Origin of the sequence: Nocardioides nitrophenolicus (genome assembly GCF_016907515.1) — a bacterium.
GTDB classification, from domain to species: Bacteria; Actinomycetota; Actinomycetes; order Propionibacteriales; family Nocardioidaceae; genus Nocardioides; species Nocardioides nitrophenolicus.
On record NZ_JAFBBY010000001.1, the window covers coordinates 892176 to 917386 of the forward strand.

The 25211-nt window shown below is 72.9% G+C and carries 23 protein-coding genes and 2 tRNA genes; 11 read left to right on the plus strand and 14 right to left on the minus strand.

Annotated elements, in window-relative coordinates; genetic code table 11:
• Entirely contained in the window at positions 1–906 is a 906-nt protein-coding gene (locus tag JOD66_RS04300) for an acyl-CoA thioesterase (protein ID WP_239545077.1), read from the minus strand.
• 143 nt (positions 907–1049) lie between these two features.
• Between JOD66_RS04300 and JOD66_RS04305 the strand changes: the two genes are divergently transcribed.
• From JOD66_RS04305 to JOD66_RS04315, 3 genes are all read left to right on the plus strand, one after another.
• Positions 1050–2264 carry an acetyl-CoA C-acetyltransferase gene (locus JOD66_RS04305; protein ID WP_204835690.1) on the plus strand — a complete coding sequence of 405 codons (1215 nt, stop codon included), beginning with the start codon at positions 1050–1052 and terminating at the stop codon, positions 2262–2264.
• A gap of 62 nt (positions 2265–2326) precedes the next feature.
• Positions 2327–2596: a hypothetical protein gene (locus JOD66_RS04310; protein WP_239545079.1), complete on the plus strand. Its 270-nt coding sequence runs from the start codon at positions 2327–2329 to the stop codon at positions 2594–2596.
• A 4-nt stretch (positions 2597–2600) separates the two neighbouring features.
• Entirely contained in the window at positions 2601–3104 is a 504-nt protein-coding gene (locus tag JOD66_RS04315) for a MarR family winged helix-turn-helix transcriptional regulator (protein WP_204835691.1), read from the plus strand.
• A 22-nt stretch (positions 3105–3126) separates the two neighbouring features.
• Here the strand turns inward: JOD66_RS04315 and ettA are convergent, their stop codons facing one another.
• From ettA to JOD66_RS04340, 5 genes are all read right to left on the minus strand, one after another.
• Entirely contained in the window at positions 3127–4809 is a 1683-nt protein-coding gene (ettA, locus tag JOD66_RS04320) for an energy-dependent translational throttle protein EttA (RefSeq protein ID WP_204835692.1), read from the minus strand.
• 9 nt (positions 4810–4818) lie between these two features.
• Entirely contained in the window at positions 4819–5229 is a 411-nt protein-coding gene (locus JOD66_RS04325) for a single-stranded DNA-binding protein (RefSeq protein ID WP_204835693.1), read from the minus strand.
• A gap of 167 nt (positions 5230–5396) precedes the next feature.
• On the minus strand, positions 5397–6992 hold the full coding sequence (locus JOD66_RS04330) for a GTPase (protein ID WP_307823284.1): 1596 nt from the start codon (positions 6990–6992) through the stop codon (positions 5397–5399).
• Positions 6989–8728, minus strand: coding sequence for a dynamin family protein (locus JOD66_RS04335; protein ID WP_204835694.1), 1740 nt, complete (start codon positions 8726–8728; stop codon positions 6989–6991). The genes JOD66_RS04330 and JOD66_RS04335 overlap by 4 nt, the downstream gene beginning before the upstream one ends.
• Positions 8725–9846: a PrsW family intramembrane metalloprotease gene (locus JOD66_RS04340; protein ID WP_204835695.1), complete on the minus strand. Its 1122-nt coding sequence runs from the start codon at positions 9844–9846 to the stop codon at positions 8725–8727. The genes JOD66_RS04335 and JOD66_RS04340 overlap by 4 nt, the downstream gene beginning before the upstream one ends.
• Before the next feature lie 152 nt (positions 9847–9998).
• Here JOD66_RS04340 and JOD66_RS04345 point away from each other — a divergent pair, with 152 nt between their 5' ends.
• The 3 genes from JOD66_RS04345 to JOD66_RS04355 all read left to right on the plus strand — a co-directional run bounded on the left by JOD66_RS04345 (position 9999) and on the right by JOD66_RS04355 (position 13370).
• Positions 9999–11429: an aminopeptidase P family protein gene (locus JOD66_RS04345; protein ID WP_307823285.1), complete on the plus strand. Its 1431-nt coding sequence runs from the start codon at positions 9999–10001 to the stop codon at positions 11427–11429.
• Positions 11430–11480: 51 nt separating this feature from the next.
• A complete protein-coding gene (locus JOD66_RS04350) occupies positions 11481–11921 on the plus strand; it encodes a universal stress protein (RefSeq protein ID WP_204835696.1) in 441 nt (146 codons plus the stop codon).
• A 108-nt stretch (positions 11922–12029) separates the two neighbouring features.
• Positions 12030–13370 carry an NAD-dependent malic enzyme gene (locus JOD66_RS04355; protein WP_205126239.1) on the plus strand — a complete coding sequence of 447 codons (1341 nt, stop codon included), beginning with the start codon at positions 12030–12032 and terminating at the stop codon, positions 13368–13370.
• A 37-nt stretch (positions 13371–13407) separates the two neighbouring features.
• Here the strand turns inward: JOD66_RS04355 and JOD66_RS04360 are convergent, their stop codons facing one another.
• Positions 13408–13890 carry a group I intron-associated PD-(D/E)XK endonuclease gene (locus JOD66_RS04360; protein WP_204835697.1) on the minus strand — a complete coding sequence of 161 codons (483 nt, stop codon included), beginning with the start codon at positions 13888–13890 and terminating at the stop codon, positions 13408–13410.
• A gap of 96 nt (positions 13891–13986) precedes the next feature.
• On the opposite strand from JOD66_RS04360, the gene JOD66_RS04365 reads away from it, so the two are divergent.
• Positions 13987–14062: transfer RNA gene (locus JOD66_RS04365), tRNA-Arg, on the plus strand.
• A gap of 4 nt (positions 14063–14066) precedes the next feature.
• Here the strand turns inward: JOD66_RS04365 and JOD66_RS04370 are convergent.
• Genes JOD66_RS04370 through JOD66_RS04380 form a run of 3 tightly spaced genes read right to left on the minus strand, consistent with a single transcriptional unit; the run spans position 14067 to position 16813 of the window.
• A complete protein-coding gene (locus JOD66_RS04370; RefSeq protein ID WP_204835698.1) occupies positions 14067–14840 on the minus strand; it encodes a hypothetical protein in 774 nt (257 codons plus the stop codon).
• On the minus strand, positions 14837–15403 hold the full coding sequence (locus JOD66_RS04375; protein WP_204835699.1) for an RNA polymerase sigma factor: 567 nt from the start codon (positions 15401–15403) through the stop codon (positions 14837–14839). The genes JOD66_RS04370 and JOD66_RS04375 overlap by 4 nt, the downstream gene beginning before the upstream one ends.
• Before the next feature lie 33 nt (positions 15404–15436).
• Positions 15437–16813 (minus strand): 2-isopropylmalate synthase, encoded by a 1377-nt coding sequence (locus JOD66_RS04380; protein ID WP_239545081.1) that lies wholly within the window; start codon positions 16811–16813, stop codon positions 15437–15439.
• 153 nt (positions 16814–16966) lie between these two features.
• Here JOD66_RS04380 and JOD66_RS04385 point away from each other — a divergent pair, with 153 nt between their 5' ends.
• Both JOD66_RS04385 and JOD66_RS04390 read left to right on the plus strand, forming a co-directional pair.
• Positions 16967–17638 (plus strand): FadR/GntR family transcriptional regulator, encoded by a 672-nt coding sequence (locus tag JOD66_RS04385; protein WP_204835700.1) that lies wholly within the window; start codon positions 16967–16969, stop codon positions 17636–17638.
• Entirely contained in the window at positions 17635–18441 is an 807-nt protein-coding gene (locus JOD66_RS04390) for an ABC transporter ATP-binding protein (protein ID WP_204835701.1), read from the plus strand. The genes JOD66_RS04385 and JOD66_RS04390 overlap by 4 nt, the downstream gene beginning before the upstream one ends.
• Before the next feature lie 65 nt (positions 18442–18506).
• Here JOD66_RS04390 and JOD66_RS04395 read toward each other — a convergent pair whose 3' ends face one another.
• Genes JOD66_RS04395 through JOD66_RS04405 form a run of 3 tightly spaced genes read right to left on the minus strand, consistent with a single transcriptional unit; the run spans position 18507 to position 20802 of the window.
• Positions 18507–19526 carry an adenosine deaminase gene (locus JOD66_RS04395; RefSeq protein WP_307823287.1) on the minus strand — a complete coding sequence of 340 codons (1020 nt, stop codon included), beginning with the start codon at positions 19524–19526 and terminating at the stop codon, positions 18507–18509.
• Positions 19527–19558: 32 nt separating this feature from the next.
• Entirely contained in the window at positions 19559–20290 is a 732-nt protein-coding gene (locus JOD66_RS04400) for a DsbA family protein (RefSeq protein WP_204835702.1), read from the minus strand.
• Positions 20290–20802 carry a MauE/DoxX family redox-associated membrane protein gene (locus JOD66_RS04405; protein ID WP_204835703.1) on the minus strand — a complete coding sequence of 171 codons (513 nt, stop codon included), beginning with the start codon at positions 20800–20802 and terminating at the stop codon, positions 20290–20292. Before JOD66_RS04405 ends, JOD66_RS04400 begins: the two co-directional genes overlap by 1 nt.
• Positions 20803–20882: 80 nt before the next feature.
• Here JOD66_RS04405 and orn point away from each other — a divergent pair, with 80 nt between their 5' ends.
• Both orn and JOD66_RS04415 read left to right on the plus strand, forming a co-directional pair.
• The gene (gene orn, locus JOD66_RS04410) at positions 20883–21518 is read left to right on the plus strand and encodes an oligoribonuclease (protein WP_204835704.1); all 636 of its coding nucleotides are present in this window, start codon (positions 20883–20885) and stop codon (positions 21516–21518) included.
• 47 nt (positions 21519–21565) lie between these two features.
• A tRNA-His gene (locus JOD66_RS04415) sits at positions 21566–21641 on the plus strand.
• Between the two features lie 54 nt (positions 21642–21695).
• On the opposite strand, the gene JOD66_RS04420 is transcribed toward JOD66_RS04415, so the two are convergent.
• Positions 21696–25169 (minus strand): SdrD B-like domain-containing protein, encoded by a 3474-nt coding sequence (locus JOD66_RS04420; protein WP_204835705.1) that lies wholly within the window; start codon positions 25167–25169, stop codon positions 21696–21698.
• Positions 25170–25211 lie beyond the last annotated feature (42 nt).

Here is a 25211-nt window from a genome sequence, read left to right on the forward strand (position 1 = left end):
TCAGCCCACCACCATGTCGCCGAGGGCGTCGGCCAGCGCCTCGTGGAAGCCGGCGGGCGGCGTCACCGAGCGCTGCGTCTCGGCGTCGAAGAAGACCAGCACCACCTTCGAGCGCGCCAGCACCGCGCCCTGCGCGGACCGGTTGGTCCCGTCGGTGATCTCGGACTCGAGCGTGATCGACTTCGTGCCGATGCGCGAGACGACCGTCCAGCTGTCGTACGACTGCGGCCGGAGCACGATCGGCGCGACGTACTCGACGTCCGACCGCGCGATCACGCTCGCCATCCGCGGGAAGTCGGTGAGAGCCTGGCGCAGCCGCCCGAGGCTCGCGATCCGGGACTCCTGGAAGTACTCGAAGTACCGCACGTTGTTGACATGGCGGTAGATGTCGAGGTCGGAGAAGCGCACCTGCACCGGGTAGTGCGACGCCCGGTCGCGGGGCACGTCGACGAGGACCGGCCGGGAGCGGACGTCGCCGAGCTCGGCGTACGGAGCCAGCGCGGCGCGCTCCTGGTCGTCGAGCCGGCGCGGCTGCTCGGTCGCGAGCACGAACGGCGCGAGCACCGTGCGGGCCCGCAGGTAGACGGCGCGGGTGCCGTCGGGCTGCTCCTCGAAGATCTCGTGGTCGAGGGTGAAGCTCGCCGTGCGGATCTCGCTGACCCACGACTCGATCGCCACCGACTGGAAGCGGAAGCGCAGCGGCGCGTGGAAGGTGACCTCGTGCCGGCGTACGACATAGGCGTCGTCGTGGTGATGCTCGACGCCCGCCGCGGTCCGGCAGGCGTGCAGCAGGGCGCCCCGTGCCTCCTGGAGGTAGTCGACGTACTTCACGTTGTTGACGTGGTTCAGCTGGTCGATGTCTCCCCAGCGCAGGGGGCAGTCGTAGCGGTGCCGCACCCCGCTCATGCTTCCAGACCCGGCGGCCGCCTGGGCCGCGACTCCGCATGCGGGACCCCGGCTGTGGTGTCCGCCACGACCGGAACAGGTTCCAGTCGCGGCCCACTACGCTGTGGCCGTTTGTGCCCCGTCCCCCGCACCGAGGAGTCTCCATGCCCGAGGCCGTCATCGTCTCCGCCGCCCGTACGCCGATCGGGCGCGCCAACAAGGGCTCGCTCAAGGACTTCCGCCCCGACGACCTGACCGCGTTCATCGCGCAGGCCGCTCTCGACAAGATCCCCGCCCTCGACCCGAGCGACGTCGACGACTTCTACCTCGGCGTCGGCCTGCCCGGCGGCGAGGCAGGCAACAACATGGCCCGGATCGTGACCACGCTGATGGGCACCGAGATCCCCGGCGCGACGATCACCCGCTACTGCTCCTCGTCGGTGCAGACCTCGCGGATGGCCTTCCACGCCATCAAGGCCGGTGAGGGCGACGTCTTCATCTCCGCCGGCGTCGAGACCGTGTCACGCTTCCAGTTCGGGACCTCCGACCACCTCCCCAACACCAAGAACCCGCTGTTCGCCGACGCGCAGCAGCGCACCGAGAAGTACGCCGAGGGCGGCCAGGTCTGGCACGACCCGCGCGAGGACGGGCTGCTGCCCGACATCTACATCGCCATGGGCCAGACCGCCGAGAACGTCGCCAGCATTCGTGGGCTGCGGCGCGAGGACCTCGACCAGTTCGGCGTACGGTCCCAGAATCTCGCCGAGAAGGCCATCGCCGACGGCTTCTGGGCGCGTGAGATCACCCCGGTCACCCTCCCCGACGGGACCGTCGTCAGCACCGACGACGGCCCGCGCGCCGGCGTGACCTACGACGCGCTCGCCCAGCTGCAGCCGGTCTTCCGCCCCGACGGCGTCGTGACCGCCGGCAACTGCTGCGCGCTCAACGACGGCGCCGCCGCGGTCGTCATCATGTCCGACACCAAGGCCGCCGAGCTCGGCCTGACCCCGCTCGCCCGGATCGTCTCCACCGGCGTCTCCGGTCTCTCCCCCGAGATCATGGGCCTCGGGCCGGTCGAGGCCACCCGCAACGCGCTGCGCAACGCGAACATGACGATCGACGACATCGACCTCGCCGAGATCAACGAGGCCTTCGCAGCCCAGGTGCTGCCGTCCGCGGAGGACCTCGGCATCCCGATCGACAAGCTCAACGTCAACGGCGGCGCGATCGCCGTCGGCCACCCCTTCGGCATGACCGGCGCCCGGCTGCAGAACACGCTGATCAACTCGCTGCAGTGGCACGACAAGTCCACCGGGCTGATCACCATGTGCGTCGGTGGCGGCCAGGGGATGGCGATGATCCTGGAGCGGCTCAGCTGATCCGCCGACCCGGCAGAAGGTAGCTCAGGGTTCTGGCCGACCCGGCAGAAGGTCACCTCGGCATGGCCACTTTCTGCCGGGTCGGCGCGATTCGCGAGCCAGTTTCTGCCGGGTCGGCCAGAAAACCGGGCCAGTTTGTGCCGGGTCGCGAGCAGGGCGCGCCCGCGATCGAGGCCTATCCTCTCGACAACCGCGGCGCCAAGGTCGACCAGACCATGGCGTACGCCGGCCTGAAGGCCAACTTCGACGCGGCCGGCTTCCGCCACGTCGCCGACACGTCGTCGGTGCTGAGTGGACACCCGCGAGTACTGATGCGCCGCGATCTAGACTGACGCGGTGACGGAGGCGAAGGCGGCGTCCAACCAGGAGCCACGCTGGCTCGACCAGGACCAGCAGCGGACCTGGCGATCGTTCCTGCTCGGCACCACCCTACTGCTGGACCGGCTCGACGAGGACCTGCGCCGCGAGCACGGTCTGTCGGCGGTCGAGTACGAGATCCTGGTCCGGCTCTCGGAGGCCGGCGGCACGCTGCGGATGGCTCAGCTCGCCGCCGCCCTCGCCCACAGCCGCAGCCGGGTCACCCACACCGTCAAGCGGATGGAGAACGCCGGCCTGGTCGCCCGCGAGGAGTCGCCCGACGACGGCCGCGGCGTCGACTGCCGGCTCACCGACGCGGGCCTCGCCACGCTGCGCACCGCCGCACCCGACCACGTGGAGACCGTGCGGCGCTCGCTCGTCGACCTCGTCGACGCCGCGGATCTCGAGGCACTGGGCCGGGTGATGGACGCGGTCTGCGATCAGCTCATCTGCGCGCACCCGGAGCGCGAGATCCGGTCCTAGCGCCCCGGCGCCGCCGACCGCGTCAGTCGCGGGTCAGGCGGCGGTGCGTGACCCGGTGGGGGCGGGCGGCCTCGAGGCCGAGGCGCTCGATCTTGTTCTCCTCGTAGGAGGCGAAGTTGCCCTCGAACCAGAACCAGGCGCCCTCGTCGTCCTCGGTGCCCTCCCAGGCAAGGATGTGGGTGGCGATCCGGTCGAGGAACCACCGGTCGTGGGAGGTGACCACCGCACAGCCCGGGAAGTCGAGCAGGGCGTCCTCGAGCGAGGACAGGGTCTCGACGTCGAGGTCGTTGGTCGGCTCGTCGAGCAGCAGCATGTTGCCGCCCTGCTTGAGGGTGAGCGCCAGGTTGAGGCGGTTGCGCTCACCACCGGAGAGCACGCCGGCCTTCTTCTGCTGGTCGGGGCCCTTGAAGCCGAACGACGCGACGTAGGCGCGGCTGTTCATCTCGAAGTTGGCGACCTTGATGAAGTCCAGGCCGTCGGACACGACCTCCCAGACGTTCTTGTTGGGGTCGATGCCGCCGCGGCTCTGGTCGACGTAGGAGATCTTCACCGTCTGGCCGACCGTGAGCTTGCCGGAGTCGGGCTGCTCGCCCCCGGTGATCATCCGGAACAGCGTGGTCTTTCCGACGCCGTTGGGACCGACCACGCCCACGATGCCCGCGCGGGGGAGCGTGAAGGAGATGTCGTTCCACAGGATCCGACCCTCGAAGCCCTTGGTGAGGTGCTCCGCCTCTAGGACGACGTCACCCAGTCGCGGCCCCGGCGGGATGTTGATGTCGGCGGCGTCGATCTTGCGGGCCTTGTCGGCCTCGGCCGCCAGCTCCTCGTAGCGGGCCAGACGCGACTTGGACTTGGTCTGGCGCGCCTTGGCGTTGGAGCGCACCCACTCCAGCTCCTTCTCGAGCATCTTGGCGCGCTTGGCGTCCTTGGCGCCCTCGACCTTGAGCCGCTCCTTCTTGGTCTCGAGGTACGTCGAGTAGTTGCCTTCGTAGCCGTGGATGGAGCCGCGGTCGACCTCGGCGATCCACTGCGCGACGTTGTCGAGGAAGTAGCGGTCGTGGGTGACGGCCAGCACGGCGCCCGGGTAGCTCTTGAGGTGGCCCTCGAGCCACTGCACCGACTCGGCGTCGAGGTGGTTGGTGGGCTCGTCGAGGAGCAGCAGGTCGGGCTGCTGCAGCAGCAGCTTGCACAGCGCGACCCGGCGCCGCTCACCACCGGACAGGTTGTCGACGAGCGCGTCGGAGGGCGGGCAGCGCAGCGCGTCCATCGCCTGCTCGAGGCGGCTGTCGAGGTCCCAGGCGTTCATGTTGTCGAGCTCGGTCTGCAGCTCGCCGGTCTCGGCCATGAGCGCGTCCTGGTCGGCGTCGGGGTCGCCCATCTCCATGTAGGCGTCCTCGAGGCGCTTCATCTTCGCCTTGGTGTCGGCGACCGCCTCCTCGACGTTCTCGAGCACGGTCTTGCCCTCCGTGAGCGGCGGCTCCTGCTGGAGCATGCCGACCGTGGCGTCGGGGTCGCGCACGATGTCGCCGTTGTTGGGCTGGTCGAGGCCGGCCATCAGCTTGAGCAGTGAGGACTTGCCCATGCCGTTGGGACCGACGACGCCGATCTTCGCGCCGTGCAGGAACGACAGCGTGACGTTGTCGAGGACCACCTTGTCGCCGTGGGCCTTGCGAACGTTGCGCAGAGAGAGGACGTAGTCAGCCACGCCCCAAATCTACGCAGCGACGACCACGCCGTCGCGCTCGGGGTCGCTGCCCGGACCGGAGGCGGCGGCCTTGACGAAGCTGGAGGTGCCCCGGGTGAGGTCGTGACCGATCGTGACGGCGTCGATCTCGAGCACGACCACCTCGCTGCCGCTCTTGTTGACGTAGGTGTGGTGGCCGAGTCGCCCGTGGACCACCACGGGGTCGCCTTGTCGCAGGGACGGCTCGGCGTGGGTGGCGAGACGGCGCCAGGCGCTGACGGCGTACCACTGGGTCTCGCCGTCGACCCAGGCGCCGGAGGAGCGGTTGAAGTGGCGGGGCGTGCAGCCCAGCCGGAAGTTGAGGACGGGCACGCCGCCGACCTCACGGAGCATCGGCGTCGTGCCGATCCAGCCCTGCACGGTGAGCATGGTCTGGTTCATCGGATCTCCCTTCGTCGCGCCGGTCGCGAGATCGACCGGGTGAGGCCGAGTCCACCCGATCGGTACGACGAAGACCATCGAGTCCCGCGCCGCTGTGGAGGGGCGCGGTGGAGAGCCGCGGCTGTGGAGAGCCGAGGGCTCGGCAGGAGACTGCTGAGACGCGTGGGTCAGCCCCGCGCGGCCTCCACACCCCGACGGAAGGCACCGTACGACGACAGCTCGGCCCGCATCGGCTGCACCACGTCGCTCTCGAGCACCTGGTGCACGACGCCCCGGAGCCGCTCGTCGGCCTGCTCGGCCCGCTGCCGCGCCAGGCCGCGGACCAGCATCCGTCCGAGCGCGGAGAGCAGCAGCCCGAGCACCAGTCCCCCGATGCCGAGCACGGCGGGCAGCGGGAGGCCGGCGACCTCGGTGAGGTCGCCGGTCGTCCCCTGCACGGCGGCGACGCCCCACCAGACGAGCCCGCCCACGGCCGCGAGCAGGAGCAGCCAGTGCAGCAGCCGGACCAGGCCCACCCAGGCGGGCAGCCGGCCACCGAGGTCGACACCCTGCAGGCCTCGCTCGAGCTGGTCGCCCGTGGCGGCGAGCCGGCTGGCGACCGCGTCGCGCACCCGCGGCGCCCAGGCCGGCCCGACCCCGTCGGACGCCTCGTCGGCGAGACCACGGATGGTCGTGTCGACCGCCGCGCGGTCGAGCGGGGCGACGGCGGGCTCGCCGCCGGGCACCTCCTCGTCACGCCGCCCGAGCAGGGCGAGCGGCGGCCAGGTGACCGCGCCACGGGCCCGCTCGCCGATGGTGCGCTCGATGCCGTCGACCACGGCGGAGACGCCGGCCGCGTCGGCGACCCGGTCCTCGACCTCATCGATCCGGCGGGCGGGCAGCTCGCGGGCCGGGGTGGTGCCGCCGGCCTGCTCGAGCCGGCTCGCGGCAGCGGCGATGTCGGCCTCGACGCGCAGGGTGGTGCTGCGCTTGTCGTGGACGCGGCGCAGGATCTCGGCGCGCAGCTCGGCCATGCCGATGCCCTCGCGCGCCGAGATCGGCAGCACCTGGACGTTGGGGAGGCCGTCCTCGGCGAGCAGCCGCTTGACGTCGTCGACCATCGCCTGGCGCCGCTCGAGCGGCACCGTGTCGATGTGGTTGAGCGCCACCAGCATCACGTCCTGGTGGGTGCCCATCGGCTTGAAGTAGCGGTCGTGGACCGCCGCGTCGGCGTACTTCTGCGGGTCCAGGATCCAGACCATCAGGTCGGCGACGGCGATCAGTCGGTCGACCTCGAGATGGTGCGCCACCTCGGTGGAGTCGTGGTCGGGCAGGTCGAGCAGGACGACGCCGTCGAGCTCGGACTCCGACGGGGTGTCGAGCATGGAGTCGCGCATCGTCTGGTGGCGCGGCGGGATCCCGAGCCACTCCAGCAGCTCGCCGGCGCCCTCGCTCCCCCACACCACCGCGGTCGCCCAGGAGGTCGTAGGACGGCGGATCCCGACCGACGACAGCTCCAGCCCGGTCAGCGCGTTGTACGTCGAGGACTTGCCCGAGCCGGTCGCTCCGGCGATCGCGACCACGGTGTGCCGGGCGGAGAGCCGCAGCCGGCCGGTGGACTTGTCGACCGCCGCGGCCACCTCGTCGAGCAGCGCGTCGGCCACCCGGCCACGCGCGGCCTCGACCGCCGCGCCGAGCCCGTCGACGCGCGCCGCGATGGGCGTGCCGCGGGTCGCGAGGTCGGCCGGGATCACGTCGGTCCCGTCAGCCAGCGGTGCAGTCACAGATGTCCACCCGTCCCCTTCTTGGCCGCGGCGAACCGCAGGTCGTCGACTCGTCGCGCCGCCTGGCGGAGCTGGTCCGGCGCATCGGGCTTGAGCTCCCACTGCGCGGCCGGCGCGAGATAGCGGGCGCGCTCGGCGCCCATCAGCGTCGTGAGCCTGCGGGCGAGCGTGCCGCGGGCCTGGTCGATCACCCGCGCCGCACCGGCCTCGCCGATCGTGCTCTCCAGGAGCGTGCGGCCCAGCGCCACCGAGGCGGCCGCGGCGCCGGAGCCCCCGGTCCCGGCGAGCGCGACGACGCCGAGCGTCACGGCCAGGCCGCGGGCGCCCAGGGCGAGGAAGCGGGCGCTGTGGCGCGCGTCGCCGGCCTCGTGCTTGACCAGCTCCTGGAGCTCGTCGTGCCAGGCCCGGATCTCCTGCTCGGCCTGCGAGCGCAGGCCGCGTCCGGCCCGGGCCAGGTCGTCGGTCGTCGACTCGAGCAGCGCCTCGCCGTAGGAGCGCTCGCGCCAGGCGGCGGCCGCGGTCGCGGCGGCCCGCTCGGCGTGATCGGCGACCAGGGCCTCCAGGCCCATCTCGATCGCGACGCCCACCCGCTCGGCCTGCTGGGGCTTGCCCTTGATCGCGTTGACCAGCCGCTCGCGCACGAAGCCGACCTTGGCCTCGAGGGTGCGGGTGAGCTCACCGCTGCCGACGAACTCCTGCCAGCGGGCCAGCAGGTCGCCGCGCAGCAGCGTGCCGTCGCCACCGGCGGCGAGCAGCGCCGCCTGGGCGTCGTCGTAGACCTGGTCGGCGATGGTGAGCAGCTCGCCGACGGCGTCGACCTGGAGCGCGACGGCGTCGGCGATCGGGAATGCCTTGCGGGTGACGGTGCGCACCGCGCCGGCGACGGTCTGGTTGACCACGTCGCGCTTGGCCGCGGCGTCGGAGGCGAGCGCCGCGAGCCAACCGTTGATCTCGGTGCCGTACGACGCCGGGAGCAGCCCGTCGTCGCTCACCTCTCCCTGGGGTACGGCGAACAGCGGGCTGTCCTTGAGCCCGCGCGCCGCCATCATCCGGGCCAGGTGGACCGACACGGTCGCGACGTCGTCGGGGGGCGTCCGGCTGAGCACCAGGGCGACGGCGGTGTTGCGCTCGACGGCGTTCTTGAGGTGCTCCCACGGGACCTGGTCGGAGTAGCGCGCCGCGGAGGTGACGAACAGCCACAGGTCGGCGGCGGCGAGCAGCTGGGACGCCAGCTCGCGGTTGCGCTCGTCGACCGAGTCGACGTCGGGCGCGTCGAGGATCGCCAGCCCGCGCGGCACGGCGGCGCTCGGGACCAGCTGGATCGCGAACTGGTCGGTGGTGGGCTGGCTGACCCGGGCGAGCTCGGGCAGCAGCCGGTCGGCGCCGAACCAGCGGCCGTCCTCGGGATGGTGGACCAGGACGGGCGAGCGGGTCGTGGGCCGCAGCAGGCCGGGAATGGTGACCCGGCTGCCGATCAGGGTGTTGACGAGGGTGGACTTCCCGGCGCCGGTCGAGCCGCCGACGACGACGAGCAGCGGCGCGTCGATCTCGGTGAGCCGCGGGATGATGTAGTCCTCGAGCTGCTCGATGATGTGCTCGCGCCCGACCCGCAGCGCGTCGACGCCGGGGAGGTCGAGCGGCAGCGGGGCGTTGAGGAGGGATCCGTGGAGCCGGACCACCTCGGTGAGCATCCTGCTCCCGAGGAAGGTGTCGTCGAGATCGGCGCCGAGGGTCATCGCTGGGGTACCACCTGTCCGGGAAATGCGATCCGCGGTCGGGCCGCCTGGATCCGACCGAGGAAGTCCTGTCCACGCACCTGCCAGTCGGCGGGCGCGGTGCCGCGCAACAGCCGATGGTGCAGGTAGCCGAGCTCGATGGCGGCCTGCTGGTAGTCGCGCATCGCGCGCTCCGCCTCGGGGCCGCCGGCCTGTCGCGCGTAGCGCCGCGCCTCACGTCGCGCCCGCAGGTCGACCACCCAGCCGATGTCGGTGGCCGGCAGCAGGCCGCGCTGCGCGGCGTCGGTGAGGGCCACGCGCAGCACGTGGGCCTCGGTCTCGCGGGCCCACCAGGCCAGCGCGATCATCCCGATGAACGCGGGCGCCATGATCACGACGTACACGATGGCGAAGCTGCCGAACCCGAAGACGGTGGACCCGTTCCACGTCGCGTGGGCCAGGACGGCGAGCAGGTAGCCGCCCAGCGGCGCCAGCCAGCGGACCGCGGGCCGGCGCGACGCGACGGCCAGGCCGACGCCGACGCCGGTGAAGGCGGTGAAGAGCGGGTGCGCGAAGGGGCTGAAGATGCCGCGTACGACGAAGGTGCCGGTGATCGCCTCGATCCCGCCGGGCCCCATCCCGTCGGTGCCGTTCCAGGCGGCCGCGAGATAGAGGATGTTCTCGGTGAAGGCGAAGCCGACGCCGACCATGCCGGCGTACACGATCCCGTCGAGGATCCCGTCGACCTCCGCGCGGCGCCACCACAGCAGCAGCACGAGGAAGAGCCCCTTGCTGGCCTCCTCGATCACGGGCGCGACCACGGCCAGGGAGAAGGTGTCGGTGAACCCGACGAGCAGGCCGCCGAGGCCCTGGACCACGATCGCGGCCATGGTCGCCACGAAGGCGCCCCACGCGAGGCCGGCGACGAGCAGCGCCCGCGGCTCGGGCTCGTAGCGGTCCAGCCACAGGTACGCCGCCAGCACCGGTCCGACCGGCAGCGCGGCCAGCGCGGTCGCGAGCAGGGTGATGCCCGGGGCGCCGGAGAGGGCGAGGATCACCAGCGTCAGCAGCGCGCCGAGCACCACCGCCACGGTCACGACGACCGTGAAGGCAAGGCTGTTGCGGCGGACCGGGGGCATGGGGGAACCCTATCCGGAGCGGCTGCTGCGCCCCCGATCGCCGGTGAGATGGGCGAGCGCGACGCTACCCGAGGACCGGCGTCGTCGCGAGCGTCGCGCTACGTGCGTGATGGCAAGGCGGCGGTGCCTCGGGGAGCGTCTAGATTGGTGCTGTGAGTGCGGACACCCCCAGCGACAGCGCCCAGAACGCCCCCAAGACCGAGCAGCACGACCCCGCCGTGCCCGAGGCCTATGCGGCCTTCATGCGGACCGGCTGGGACGAGCGCGAGGACGACGTCGCCCGCCACCCGGTCGCCGACCTGGCGGCCGGACGCCGGGCCCGGCTCGCCGAGGCCTTCCCCGGTGAGCGCCTGGTGCTGCCCGGGGGCGGCTACAAGGTGCGCGCGTACGACACCGACTACCGCTTCCGCGCCGACACCGCCCACGCCTACTACTCCGGCAACCACACCTCCGACGCCGTGCTGGTCGTCGAGCCCGACGGCTCCTCGGTGCTCTACGCCCGGCCGCGCTCGGGCCGCGACACCGACGAGTTCTTCCGCGACCGGCAGTACGGCGCCCTGTGGGCCGGCAAGCGTCCCTCCGCCGGCGAGCTGGAGGCGGCGCTGGGCCTGACCGTCAAGCACGTCGACGAGCTCGCGGCCGACCTGGCGCGGGGCGCGAAGACGCGCGTGCACCGCGGCGTCTCGGCCCAGGTCGACGGCCTGGTCGCCGGCGACGAGGGCCGCGACGCCGAGCTGGCGCGGGTCGCCTCCGAGATGCGCCTGGTCAAGGACGCCTGGGAGATCGCCGAGCTGCAGGCCGCCGTCGACGCCACCACGCTGGGCTTCGAGGACTGCGTGCGCGAGTGGGACCGCGTGATCGAGCACGGCGAGCGCTGGCTCGAGGGCACCTTCTTCCGCCGCGCGCGCACCATGGGCAACGACCTCGGCTACGACTCGATCGTGGCGAACGGCTCGCACGCCACGACCCTGCACTGGATCGAGAACTCCGGCCCGGTCGTCCCGGGTCAGCTGATCCTGTGCGACATGGGCGTCGAGGGGGCCAACCTCTACACCGCCGACGTCACCCGCACCCTCCCCGTCGACGGCACCTTCACCCCGCTGCAGCGCGACCTCTACGGCCTGGTGCTGCGCTCCCAGGAGGCCGCACTCGCCGCGCTGCGCCCGGGTGAGCGCTTCCTGGCCGGCCACGACGCCGCGATGCAGGTGCTCGCCCACGGGCTCGACGACCTCGGCCTGCTGCCCGTCAGCGTCGACGAGGCGCTCTCCCCCGACTCCCGGGTCTACGCCCGCTGGACCCTCCACGGCGTCAGCCACATGCTCGGCATGGACGTCCACGACTGCGGCCAGGCCGCGCCCGAGGCGTACCGCGAGGCGGAGCTGGTCGAGGGCATGGTGCTCACCGTGGAGCCCGGCCTCTACTTCCAGGCCGACGACCTCCTCGTCCCCGAGGAGCTGCGGGGCATCGGGATCCGGATCGAGGACGACGTCGTGGTCCGTGCCGACGGCGTCGAGAACCTCTCCGCCGCGCTCCCCCGCACGCCGGACGCCATCGAGGAGTGGATGGCGACCCTGCGCGGGTGATGTGACGTCCGTCACGGTACTTTTCTCCCCTCAGCAGCGAAGGAGAGAGCGATGGCGGACAAGACGATCGTGACCGGGGTCGACGGCAGCGACACCGCGCTGGCCGCGGCCGAGCGGGCGGCGGTGCTCGCGGGCGCCCTCGGCGCCCGACTGCACGTGGTGTCGGCGTACGGGCGCTTCGAGCAGGAGACGGTGAAGATCGGCAGCGACACCATGTACCTCAGCTCCGAGAAGGACGCCGAGGACCTCGCCGCGAAGGTCACCACCACCCTGCGCGCGGCGTACCCCGACGTCGAGATCACCAGCGGCGCCGCCGAGGGCAAGCCCGGCGAGGCGCTGGTCGCGACGGCCGAGGCGCTCGGCGCCGAGCTGATCGTGGTCGGCAACAAGCGGGTCCAGGGCATCGCCGGGCGGGTGCTCGGCAGCATCGCCCGCGACGTCGCGGCGCACGCGTCGTGTGACGTGTACGTCGCGCACACCCACGCGAAGTAGCCCGCTCCCCGCCCCGGGGCCGCCCGCGACTTCCGAGTAACCCCGGGGCGGGACGAGACTGGTGCCGTGCCCTCCAAGACCGCCACTGCCTCGTCGTACTCCATCACGATGCGCCTGCACACCACCGTCGACCACGGTGTCGTGGGCGAGGTCGCCACCGCGATCGCCTCAGCGGGCGGGATGGTGACCGCGATTGACGTCGCCGACTCCAGCGCGCACCGCCTCACCGTCGACGTCACCTGCTCGGCCGCCGACGCCGAGCACGCCGCGGAGCTGCAGGCCGCGGTCGCCGCGGTCGACGGCGTCGAGGTCCACAAGGTGTCCGACCGCACCTTCCTCATCCACCTCGGCGGCAAGATCGAGGTCGCCTCCAAGGTGCCGCTGCGGACCCGCGACGACATGTCGCTCGCCTACACCCCTGGCGTCGGCCGGGTCTCGATGGCGATCCACGAGAACCCGGAGGACGTGCGTCGCCTCACCATCAAGGGCAACGCCGTCGCCGTCGTCACCGACGGCTCGGCCGTGCTCGGGCTCGGCAACATCGGCCCCGGCGCCGCGCTGCCGGTGATGGAGGGCAAGGCCGCACTGTTCAAGCGGTTCGGCGAGATCGACGCCTGGCCGATCTGCCTCGACACCCAGGACACCGACGAGATCGTGCGCGCGGTCGAGCTGATCGCGCCCGGGTTCGGCGGCATCAACCTCGAGGACATCGCGGCCCCGCGCTGCTTCGAGATCGAGGCCCGGCTGCGCGAGCGCCTCGACATCCCCGTCTTCCACGACGACCAGCACGGCACGGCCATCGTGGTCCTCGCCGCCCTCACCAACGCCCTGCGCGTGGTGAAGAAGGAGGTCGGCAGCGCGCGGGTCGTCGTCTCCGGCGGTGGCGCCGCCGGCACCGCCATCGTGAAGCTGCTGCTCGCCGCCGGGGTGAACGACGTCGTGGTCGTCGACCGGCACGGCGCGCTCGTCTCCGGCGACGGCGGCCTGTCCGAGGCGCACCAGGAGCTGGCCTCGCTGACCAACCGGGACCGGCGTACGGGCGGGCTGCAGGAGGTGCTCCAGGGCGCCGACGTGTTCATCGGCGTGAGCGCCCCCGGCATCCTCAAGCCCGAGTGGATCCAGACCATGGCCGACGACCCGGTGGTCTTCGCCCTCGCCAACCCCGACCCCGAGGTCGACCCGGCCGCGGCCGCCCGGTTCGCGGCGGTGGTCGCCTCGGGCCGCTCCGACTTCCCCAACCAGATCAACAACGTGCTCGCGTTCCCCGGCGTGTTCCGGGGCCTCCTCGACGCCCGCGCCTCGGAGGTGACGATGGAGATGATGCTGCGCGCCGCGGCGGCGATCGCGCACGTCGTCCGCGACGAGGAGCTGAACGCGTCCTTCATCATGCCGTCGGTGTTCCACCCCGAGGTGCACCACGCCGTCGCGGCGGCGATCGCCGGCAGCTGATGCGCGGCGCCCGGGGCGTCGCCGGCGTCGAGGGCGGCTAGGGCTGACCCGGGCATGGCGGCTCGGCGGGTGGCGGCGGGTCCGGGCCGACGTGCACCTGAGGGGAATCCGGGGGAATGGTGCGGAAGTCGGCCGCCGACCACACGCGCGCGCGTTGGTTGTTCTTGCTGGGGATGATCCGGAGCGTCACCGATCCGGCGTAGCACTGCGGTCGCAGGTAGTAGCACTCGTCGGTGTCGGGGCAGTAGACGCAGAAGAGGTCGACCTCGGCCTTGTCGGTGCGGCGGGTGTGCGCGCCGTACTGGTCGGCCCACGAGGACTTGAAGGGGACGTAGACCGCCCCGGACACCGCCGCGCGGTACTTCACCTGGACGCGGAGGAAGGCGCCGTCGCGATAGGTGACCAGGTCGAAGGGGGCGTGCTCGGTCATCGGGACCAGGACCCGGTATCCCTTGCCGACCAGGTCGGCGTACGCCTTGGCGACGCCCAGGTCGCCCTTGTCCTTGGTGTGGTGTGTCATGCCGCCTCCCGAGCCGCGTGATGTCGTGTCGGGCACATGCTCGCCCGGAGGGTCGACACAATCCGGTGCACGCGGCGGGCGATACCCTCGAGGCCTGCCCCCGTGGCGCAATGGATAGCGCAGCGGATTTCTACTCCGATGGTTGCGGGTTCGACTCCTGCCGGGGGCGCCAGGCATCACAGGTCCACGTCGACGCTCCCCACCGAGCCGTCGGCGTAGGTCACCTCGAGCGGGACCGGGCCACCGTCGGCGAGCTCGTCCCCCGGGAACCAGAGCGCGAACCGGCCCTCCCCCAGGCTCGCCTCGACCCGGCCGTGCGCGGCGCTCTCGTAGGCGACGCCGACGACGTCGTCGCCGGCCAGGCCCGCGACGAGGGACAGCTCGCCGGCGTCCAGGGAGCCGGTGCCGAGGTCGGTGGCGATCAGGCCGCGGGCTCCCGGAGCCGGTACGTCGGCCGTGCCGACCGAGCCGATCAGGTCGTCGAACAGCCGGCGGCTGTCATCGGTGATGCACAGGCCCGAGAAGCCGCCGGCTCCGCTGAGCAGGACCAGCGTCCAGTCGCCGCGGCGCTCGGCGATGGCGGGCACCGCGCGCGCCAGGCCGGCGCCGTCGACGGCGGAGGCGTCGGCGAGGTGGTCGCGGCAGGTGCCGGCGGCGTCGGCGCGAGCCGCCGTTCCGACGACCTCGCGGGGATGCGGGCTCCAGGTCGCGAACGCGGCGTCGCCGCCGACCACGGAGGGGGCCAGCACGACTCCGCCGGCGACCACGGTCACGGCGGCCGCGGTGGCGCCCACGACGCGCGTCGGTCGGCGGCGGGGCGCCCGGTCCGGCGCGGTGGCGAGGATCCGGGCGAGATCGGCCTCAGCACGCGCGTCCACTCCCCCGGCCACGCCGGCGGGCGGGTCGGCGGGGTCGAGCGAGCGGAGGAGGGTGAGCAGGTCGTCGGTCATGGCAGGGAGGTCCTTCCAGGGACGGCGGCCGGCGGGGCGGCCGGCCGCGGGAGGTGGTCGAGGTGGAGCCGCAGTGCGCGGCGGGCGCGGCTGAGCCGCAGCCGGTAGGCGACCGGCGAGATGCCGAGGACGGCGGCCGCCCGCGGCGCGGACAGCCCGTCGAGGACGGCGAGCGCGATCGCCTCCTGGTGGACGGAGGAGAGTCGCTGCCAGGCGCGGGCGAGGTCCACCCGGCGGGCGGCGGCGTCCGCGGTGAGGTCGTCGGGCGCGGGCGTGAGCGTGGCGTCGGCCAGCCGCACCCCGAGCGCCGTACGCCGACGGTCACCGCGGCGAGCGTTGAGCAGGTGTCCGCGCGCGACGCCGTACACCCAGGCCCGGGCGGCGTCCTCGTCCTCGGGCAGCTCGGCGACGCGGCGCCACACGACGAGGAAGACCTCGCCGACGACGTCCTCGGCGGCGCCGGCGTCGACCCGGCGCTGGACGAAGCGCACCAGGTCGTCGTACAGCGCGCGGTAGAGCTCGGCGAACCGGTGGCGGGGATCGGGTGCTCGGGGATGACTCATGCCCCGTTCCTGTCCGCCACCGGCCCGAGTGTGTCACTCGCCGCGCGCGAAGACCTCCCACAGCTCGCCGAGCTCGGCCGCCGTGACCTCCGCGCCGGTCGCGTCGGCGTGCCGCTGCACGTGCCGGCCGAAGGCGATCTCGCGCTCCCGGTCCAGGACGACGCCGTGCTCGCGCTCCAGGAGATAGCCGATCCCGCCCTTGCCCGACTGCGAGTTCACCCGGATCACCTCCTCGTAGGTGCGGCCCAGGTCGGCGGGGTCGACCGGCAGGTAGGGCACCCGCCACGCGATCTCGCTCTCGGGACGCCCGGTCGCGAGCGCGTGGGCGCGGTGCTCGGCCAGGCCCTTGCGGATCGCGTCCTGGTGGGTGCCGCTGAAGGCGGTGTGGACCAGGTCGCCGACGTAGGGATGGCGCGGATGCACCTCGATCCGGTTGCAGTGCTCGACGGTCCGCCGGACCTCGTCGATGTCGGAGAAGTCGATCATCGGGTCGACGCCCTGCGCGTGCAGGTTCAGGGCGAGGGTGGCGAGGTCGACGTTGCCGGTGCGCTCGCCGTTGCCGAAGACGCAGCCCTCGACCCGCTGCGCGCCGGCGAGGACGGCGAGCTCGGCACAGGCGACGCCGGTGCCGCGGTCGTTGTGGGGGTGCACCGACAAGACGACGGCGTCGCGGCGCGCGAGGTGCTTGTGCATGTACTCGATCTGGTCGGCGTACACGTTCGGCGTCGCGACCTCCACCGTGGCGGGGAGGTTGAGGATGACCGGTCGCTCGGGCGTCGCGTCCCACAGCGTGGTGACGGCGTCGCAGACCTCCAGCACGTAGTCGGGCTCGGTGAGGTTGAAGACCTCCGGCGAGAACTCGAAGCGTACGTCGGGCAGCCCCGCCGACAGCTCCAGCACGTCGCGGGCGCCGGCCAGGATCAGGTCGGCGAGGGTCTCGCGGCTGTGCCCGAGGACGACCTCGCGCCAGGTGGGTGCGGTGGCGGTGTAGAGGTGGATGACGACGGGATTGCGCATCCCCCTGACCGACTCGACGGTGCGCTCGATCAGGTCGCGGCGGGCCGCGGTGAACACGGAGACGGTGACGTCGGGCGGCGCGAGCTCGGAGGTCGCGAGCAGCCGCACGAAGTCGAAGTCGGTCTGCGAGGCGGAGGGATAGCCGACCTCGATCTCCTTGTAGCCCATCGCGACGAGCAGCTCGAAGAACCGGCGCTTGCGCGGCGGGTCCATCGGCTCGGCGAGGGCCTGGTTGCCGTCGCGCAGGTCGACGGGCACCCAGAGCGGGGCCTCGGTGAGGCGGCGGGCGGGCCAGTCGCGCTCGGCGAGCGGGACGGCGACGCGGTCGAACACGTCGCGGTAGCGGTGGGACGGCATCCCGGAGGGACGCTGGCGGTTCCAGTGGGCGGTCATGCGGGTTTCCTTGCCGGTCGTGGGGTGGCCGGCGCACGCATCACTCCACGACGGGGAGCCAGCCGCACCAGGCCCCGCCGCGGCGGGGAAGGAGCAGGCTGGTTCGCATGGCGTAGACTCTAACTACTCCTCAGACAAGTAGACAAGAGAGCCATGCCCGCCCAGGTCCGACGTGAGCCGCTCGCCGACCAGGCGGCCGAGCTCCTCCTCGCGCGGGTCCGCGCGGGCGAGTGGCGCCTCGGGCAGCGACTGCCCGGCGAGACCACGTTGGCGCCGCAGCTGGGCGTGGGGCGCTCGACCGTGCGCGAGGCGATCCGCCAGCTGGCCGGGCGCGGCGTGCTCACGACCCGTCAGGGTGCCGGGGTCTTCCTCACCGCGCTCGACGTGCGGGAGGACTGGGACCTGGTGCTGCGGCGGGCCGACATCGTGACGGTGATCGAGGCGCGCACCGCGATCGAGGCGGAGGCCGCGGCACTGGCGGCCGAGCGGCGTACGCCGGCCGAGCTGCGCGCGATCCGCCGGGCGCTGGCCGACCGGGCCGAGCGTCGCACCGACGTCGAGGCGCATGTCGACGCCGACATGGCCTTCCACCGGGCCGTCGTGGTCGCGGCCCACAACCCGGTCCTGGTCGAGCTGTTCGACGGCTTCGTGCCCCGCAGCCGCGCGGCGATGGTCGCGATGCTGCGGCTGCGGCCGGGCTTCGACCACGCCACCGACCACGAGGCCCACGACCTGTTGTGCCGGGCGATCGCGGACCGCGACGCCCCGACCGCGGCCCGGCTGAGCCGCACCCATCTCACCTCGCTCAAGGAGAGCCTGACATGAGCAGCACCGTCCTCGACCTCAACGACGTCGTCTTCCGCCGCGGCGGAAGCGAGATTCTGCATGGCGTCGACCTGACCGTCCGAGCCGGCGAGCACTGGGCGCTGCTCGGCCCCAACGGCGCGGGGAAGAGCACACTGCTCGGCTTCTGCAGCGCGCAGGTGCACCCGACGTCCGGCACCGTCGACGTGCTGGGCCGCCGACTGGGCCGGGTCGAGCTGCAGGAGCTGCGCCGCCACATCGGCCACGTCAACCCGCGGCATCCCCTCCAGTCCGGGCTCACCGTCCACCAGGTCGTGCTGACCGGCATCACCGGCACCATCGAGCTGCCGATGCGCTGGACGCCGAGTCCCGAGGAGATCGAGCGCGCCGACGAGCTGATCGTCGAGGTCGGCCTGGCCCACCGGCGCGACGCCCGCTGGCCGAACCTGTCCCAGGGCGAGCGCGGCCGGGCGCTGATCGCCCGCGCCCTCACCGCGCAGCCCGACCTGCTGCTGCTCGACGAGCCGACCACGGGACTCGACGTCGCGGCGCGCGAGCAGCTGCTGAGCGTGCTCGACCGGCTGGCGCACACCGCCCCCGAGGTGGCCTCGGTCCTGGTGACCCACCACCTCGAGGAGCTGCCGACCACGACCAGCCACGCCCTGCTGCTCGCCCACGGGCGGGTCGTCGTCGCCGGCCCGGTCGCCGAGGCGGTCACCACCGAGACCATCACCCGCACCTTCGAGCACCCGATCGAGGTCGACCGCGACGGCGGTCGGTGGCGGGCCCGGGCGCTGCCCCCGGCGCGCCTCCACAGCGCCTGAGCCGGTTCGACGTAGAAAGGACGCAGCCCCGCGGGAGGTATGAGCCCCGTGGGGCTCGTTCGTCCCTACGACGCGTACGACGCGATCTCGGCCCGGATCCGGTCCTTGACCTCGTCGGGGGCGAAGGACGCGTCGACGGCCGCGCGGGCCAGGGCGGCGAGGCCGGACTCGTCGAGGCCGAGCAGGTCCGCGGCGATCTCGTACTCCCGGTTGAGGGTGGTGCCGAACATCGGCGGGTCGTCGGAGTTGATCGTCACGACGACCCCGGCCTCCACGAACCGGGGCAGCGGGTGCTCGTCGAGCGAGCCGACCGCGCGGGTGGCGACATTGGACGACGGGCAGACCTCGAGCGGGATCCGGTGCTCGGCGAGGTGGGCGAGGAGCGCGGGATCGGAGGCGGCGGAGGTGCCGTGCCCGATCCGCTCCGCCCCCAGGTCACGCAGCGAGGTCCAGATGGTCTCCGGGCCGGTGGTCTCGCCGGCGTGCGGGACGGAGTGCAGGCCGGCCGCGCGGGCGGCGGCGAAGTGCGGGACGAACCAGTCCCGCGGTACGCCGATCTCCGGGCCGCCGAGACCGAAGGCCACCAGGCCCTCGGGCCGGTGGTCGAGGGCGAAGCCCAGGGTCGCGTCGGCCGCGGGGATGCCGGACTCCCCCGGCACGTCGTAGATCCAGCGCAGCACCAGCCCGAAGTCCCGCTCCGCCGCGACCCGGGCGTCCTCGATCGCCTCGGTGTACGCCTCGATCGGCATGCCGCGATCGGGGTCGTGCGGCAGCACGGAGGTGTACGGCGTACAGGTCAGCTCGGCGTACCGGACCGACTGGCCCTCGTGCAGCTCACGCGCGATCTCGTAGGTGAGGTAGCGCACGTCCTCGGGCGTGCGCACCAGGTCGACGACGGCGAGATAGACCTCGATGAAGTGGGCGAAGTCGCGGAAGGCGAAGAAGTCGCGCAGCAGGTCCGGGTCGGAGGGGACCGTGCCCGGGTGGCGCTCGGCCAGCTCGGACACGATCCGCGGCGAGGCGGAGCCGACGTGGTGGACGTGGAGCTCGGCCTTGGGCAGACCGGCGACGAAGTTGCTCAGCACGCGCCGATCCTGCCAGCCGGCCCCGCCCTCGGTCACTCCAGTTCGGAGATCAGGTTGCTCGCCATCTCGTCGATGGTCCGCCCGCTCTGGAAGACCTCGCCGTCGAGCAGGATGGTCGGCGTCCCCGTGACGCCGCTGTCGGCGGCCTCCTTGGTCGCCTTGTCGACCCATGCCTTCTGCGCGACGTTCTCGATGTCGGCCCGCACGTCGCCCTCGGTGGCGCCCGCCTCGACGGCGAACTTCACCAGGTCGTCGTTGGTCACCGCGCCCGGGTCCTTCTCGGAGGGCTGGTTCTCGTAGAGCAGGTCGTGGAACTTCTTCGCGACCTCGGGGCCGGACTTCTCCAGCACCACCGCGAAGGCGCTGGTGGCGCGGATCGGGTAGTCGCCGATGCGGCTGAGCAGGTCGAAGGGCCGGTACTCGACCTGCACCTTGCCGTCGGCCGCGAGCTGCTCGAGGTCCTTGCGGGTCGCGCGCTCCAGCTCGCCGCAGTAGGGGCACAGGAAGTCCTCGTAGATGACCACGGAGTGCGGCGCGTCCGCGCTGCCGATGGTCACGCCGTAGTCGCTGGAGCCGGCGTCGGCCGCCTTGACCTCGTCCTTGTTGAGCAGGCTGATCACGATCGATCCGCCGACGATGAGCACCATCACGGCGAGCACGCCGGCGATGGTGAGGACCCGGCGCCGGCTCTCGCGCTTCTTCTGCGCGGCCCGCATCTCGGCGGCCTTCTGCGCTCTCGCATTGGCCTTCGAGTTCGACGACATCAGCTCACGGCTCCTTCGGTGGTGGCCCGCTCCTCGGGCCGTTGGGCGAACAGGTGGGAATCCAGGGACAGCCGGGTCCGGCGAAGGGACGCGACCAGGAGGGAGGCCAGCAGCAGGGCCGCGTCGCGAGCGATCTCCCAGGGGTACGCCGAGGCGGCGCCCGCCTTGGTCCCGCCGCCGCCGAAGCAGCCGCAGTCGATCTCGATGCCGCGCGCCCACACCGAGGAGATGCCGACGATGAAGGCCGCGAAGAGCAGCGCCGACACCGCCGCGGCGGCCCGGGTGAACACACCGACGACGAGGGCGAGCCCGACGGCCAGCTCCACCGCGGGCAGCGCGATCCCGACCGCCTCGGCGAGCGAGGACGGCAGCAGCTGGTAGGCACGCACCGCGTTGATGCTCGCGTCGGGCTGGGTGATCTTCAGCCCGCCGGCGACGATCCAGACGCCACCGGTCACCAGGCGGGCCACCAGGCCCGCCCAGGCCAGCGCGGATCGCCCGGTGTCGCTCATGCCGGTGAGGCTAGCCGGGCCCGCTGAGCGGCTGCTGAGAACGGCCCGGGCGGCGGGCGCACCGCGTAGTGTCCTCCCTCGTGAACGAACGACTCGTGTGGATCGACTGCGAGATGACCGGCCTCGACCTCGGTGCCGACGCCCTCGTCGAGATCGCGGCCCTGGTGACCGACTTCGACCTCAACGTCCTCGGCGAGGGCGTCGACGTCATCATCAAGCCACCCGCGGAGGCGCTCGACCAGATGATCGAGTTCGTGCGCACCATGCACGAGTCGTCGGGGCTGCTGTCCGAGCTCGAGCACGGCGTCACGCTGCGGGAGGCCGAGGAGCAGGTGATGGCCTACCTGCGCGAGCACTGCGGCCCCGACAGTCGTCCCCCGCTCGCCGGCAACTCGGTCGCCACCGACCGCGGCTTCGTCGCGCGCGACATGGCCGAGCTCGACGCCTTCCTGCACTACCGGATCGTCGACGTCTCCTCGATCAAGGAGCTCTCGAAGCGCTGGTTCCCGCGCGCCTACTTCAACGCGCCGACCAAGCGCGGCAACCACCGCGCCCTGGCCGACATCCAGGAGAGCATCGAGGAGCTGCGCTACTACCGCGACACCGTGTTCGTGCCCCTCCCCGGCCCCGACTCGGACGCCGCCAAGGAGGCCGCGGCCCGGCACGGCGGCTCCATCACGGGTCTCGGCGACCGGGAACCCGATACCGATTCCTGATTCGGGAGCGCTAGCCTCTACACTCGTCCCGGCTCGCAAGAGTCATGGTGGGTATAGCTCAGCTGGTAGAGCGCTGCGTTGTGGTCGCAGATGTCGCGGGTTCGAGTCCCGTTACTCACCCCAACGACACCGGCCCCGGTCCTCGCGGACCGGGGCCGGTGTCATCTCGGCTCACACTCAGCGCCGCGCGACCGCCTTCGCCGCTGGGCTCCAGGCCCCCTGACCGGCTCCGTTCACGGCCGCCACCCGAACCCAGACCTTCCGGCCGGCCTTGCCCCGCACGACCGCGCGCGGCCCGGCGACGGTGACCGAGCGCCACGGCCCACCGCGCTTGGTCCGCACCTGGACGACGTACGACGACGCACCGGGCACCGCGGCCCACGTCGCCACGACTCTGCGGTGCGGCTTGGCCCGCAGCGCCGGGCGGGTGACCGGGCCGGGCGGCTGCGTGGTCGGCGGGAGCACGACCGGGCCGGTCGGCGTGGCGGTGGCCACCGCACTCCACGGCCCGGGGCCGTTGCCGTTGACGGCGCGGACCCGGAAGTGGACCGGGACGCCGTTGGCGAGCCCGGTCGCGTCGTACGACGTCGTGGCGACCGTGCCGAGCGTGGTCCACGGTCCGGCGGCCGAGCCCGCGCGCTGCACCTCGTAGCCGGTCGGTGCGGGCTCGCCGATCGTCGCGGGCGCATCCCAGGTGAGCGCGACGGCACCCTCCCGCGCCGTAGCCTCCAGGGGGATCGGCGCGCGCCAGGGCGGCAGCGTCGCCAGGTCGCGCCTGAGCGGGACGTCGGTGCGGGTGTCCTGCCCGGCGACCAGGCCGACCAGCGCCGGCGAGGGCTGCAGTGTCCAGGGACCGGGGGTGGGCAGGGTCAGCTCGGAGTAGCTCGACCCGCCCGCCGCGACGCGGGTGACTCGCCATTGGCCCGCGGCGTCGGTGGTGTCGCAGTGCGGGATCTCCTGCACCCAGGTCCGCACGCATACCTCCACGCCGTCGACCGGCGGCTCGCCGGGATCGCGGGCGCCGTCCGCGTCGAGGTCGAAGTACAGCGTCCCGTGAGCCGCACCGTTGGGGTGCGCGACGACCCCGGTGGGCGCGGTGACGGCGCCGGCCCCGACCGTGACGGTCGCGGTGGCGGGCGTGGTCAGCGACCAGCCCGCGTTCGGGCCGACCGCCTGGGTGACCGCGTAGTCCCCCGGCGGCAGCCCGGTGAGCGACCACTGGCCGTCGTGGACGGGGACGGTGAGGTCGATCCCGTTGCCGGGCGCCGGCCCGACGACCCGAACCGTGCCCAGCGCCTCGTCGGGCAGCGCGGGGTCGCCGTCGGCCTGCCCGTCGCCGGCCACGTCCTCGACCAGGCTTCCGTGCAGCGAGCCGGCGGCGTCGTACAGGCCGATCTTGACGGTGCCCGGCCCCTCGGCGCTGACCCGGCCGTACCGGGCGGCCTGGTTGACGGCGTACCGCTCGGCGGAGCGGGGCGGGACGATCCGGTAGACGCCGTCGGGCAGTCCGGTGAAGGTGACCCGGCCGTCGCCGCCGGTGGTGCCCGTGCAGTCGTCCGAGGTCGCGGCCGCGGTGGCCGAGCAGCTCAGCGGTACGCCGGGCACCGGCGTCTCCCCCGGGTCCTGCTGGCCGTTGGCGTTGGTGTCGCGGTAGACGAGCGCGGACAGGCTGCCGCGGTGCCCCGGCGCGGCGCCGACGGCCGAGAGCCCGTAGTCGACGCCCCGCCAGCCCCAGCCGGTGGCGTCGATCGGCAGCCGGTACGGCGCGGCCGGGCTCACCAGCGCCCGCCGTTCGCCGGCTCCGTTCGCCACGGGCCACACCAGCCAGGTGCCCGGGGTGTTCGAGCTGTCGTGCCACGAGCCGTCCGCCGCGACGTCGACCGTGTGGTCCAGGACGGCAGCCCCCTCGGCGTCGAGGGTGACCGCCTTGATCCGGATCCCGGCGCCGGTGGTGCCGAGGCCCGGCTCACCCGGCCCCTGGGCGCCGTTGCCGTCGCTGTCGGCGTACACCTTGCCGTCGAGCAGGTAGCCGCTCTGGTTGGTCAGCGACGGGGTGACCACCTCGAGGGTCGGGTCGCTCGCCACCGGCGACTCGTTGCCGCCGGCGTCGAGGGCGTGGATCCGGTAGGTGTAGCCGGTGCCGGGACTGAGCCCGGTGTCGGTGAAGGTGTGCTCGTCGAAGGCCAGGTCGGTGACCGGGGTGCCGTCGCGGAAGAGCCGGTAGCGGACCGGGGCGCCGTGCCCGGTGACGCTCGGCAGGGTGAGCGCCACCGAGTCGAGGCCGGGTGGCGCGCTCGTGATCGGGCCGGTCCAGGTCCACGGCCCGACCGGGGTGCTGGTGGCCGGCGTGAAGGTCACCGTCAGCGGCGCGCTGAGGTTGCCGGCGGCGTCGGTGGCCACCACCGCGAAGGTGTACGGCGTGCCGACGGCGAGCCCCTTCAGCTGGTACTGCGTCGCTCCCGGCCCGACCTGGTCGACGGCCACGCCCGCGGCGTCGAGGATCCGGTAGCCGGTGATGGCGATGTTGTCGCTGCGGGTCGTGGTGGACCAGTCGAGAGCGCCGCTGGCGAGGTAGCCGAGCGTCCCCGTGAGCTTGGGCGGGCAGCCGTCGTACGGCGGGGTGATGGGCGGCGCGAGGAGGGTGGCGGCGCCCCCGCCGTTGACCAGGTGGTGGTACCCGTCGGCCTGCCGGAGGTAGGCGAGCGTCGTGTTCCCGGTGGGGTCGGGGATGCTCTCGGCGAAGATCGTCGATCCGTCCGGTGCGTAGAGGGTGCCGAGCCACACGTGGTTGACGCCGTCGTAGCGGACGTAGGCGACCGCGGACCCGTCCGGCGCGAAGGTGACCCGGGGGAAGAAGATGCCGGAGCCGCCGACGCCCCAGCCGCTCCCGGCCGGGGAGGGGCGGTCGGCGTTGAAGAACTTCGGCGTCCGCGGCGCGGTGTTGCTGGCGCCGAGCGCGACGAAGCCGTCGTCGGGACCGAACTGGACCTGGTCCGACAGCGCCGGCGTGTAGGTGGTGAGCTCGTCGACGACCTGCTGGCCGGTGACGGCGTCGACCACCTTGGTGATGCCGAACGCGTTGTTCGTGGTGTCCCTCGTCGCGGCCGCGACGAACTCCTGGTTCGGGCTGAACCCGACCCGGATCTCGTCCATGTCGGACCGCAACGACCGCTGTCCGGCCGGTACGAGCGACGTGGCGGGGTCCGCGCCCTGCATGCGGAACGCCATCCAGCGATAGATCTTGCCCGTGGCCTGCCTGGTCGCCAGCACCACGGTGTGCTGGTCGCTGCTGAACCCGAAGGCGACGAGGTCGCCGCCCAGGGTGTCGTCGACCACCTGGGTCTGGTCGTCGTAGGTGTAGACCCGCAGCCGGGTCGCGGGCTGGCCGCCGGACACCGCCGCCTCGACCGTCGCGTAGTAGGCCGGGAACCCGTTGTCCGAGATGTAGGTGCCCAGCGCGCTCGACGGCAGCGGCGCTATCGGGGTGCCGGTGGCGAAGGCCCCGGTGTGCCCGATCAGCTGACAGGTCCGGTCGTTCGGGGCGCCCTTCGTGGCCCGCGCCGGCGCCGGGACCCCCACGATCCCGGCCGCCAGCACGGCCACGACCAGGCCGAGCACCCCGACCACGGCTTTCCTCGTCCACGCACGCATCGCCCCAGCCTGGGCGAGCGGGGGCGTCGTACGCGTCAGGGA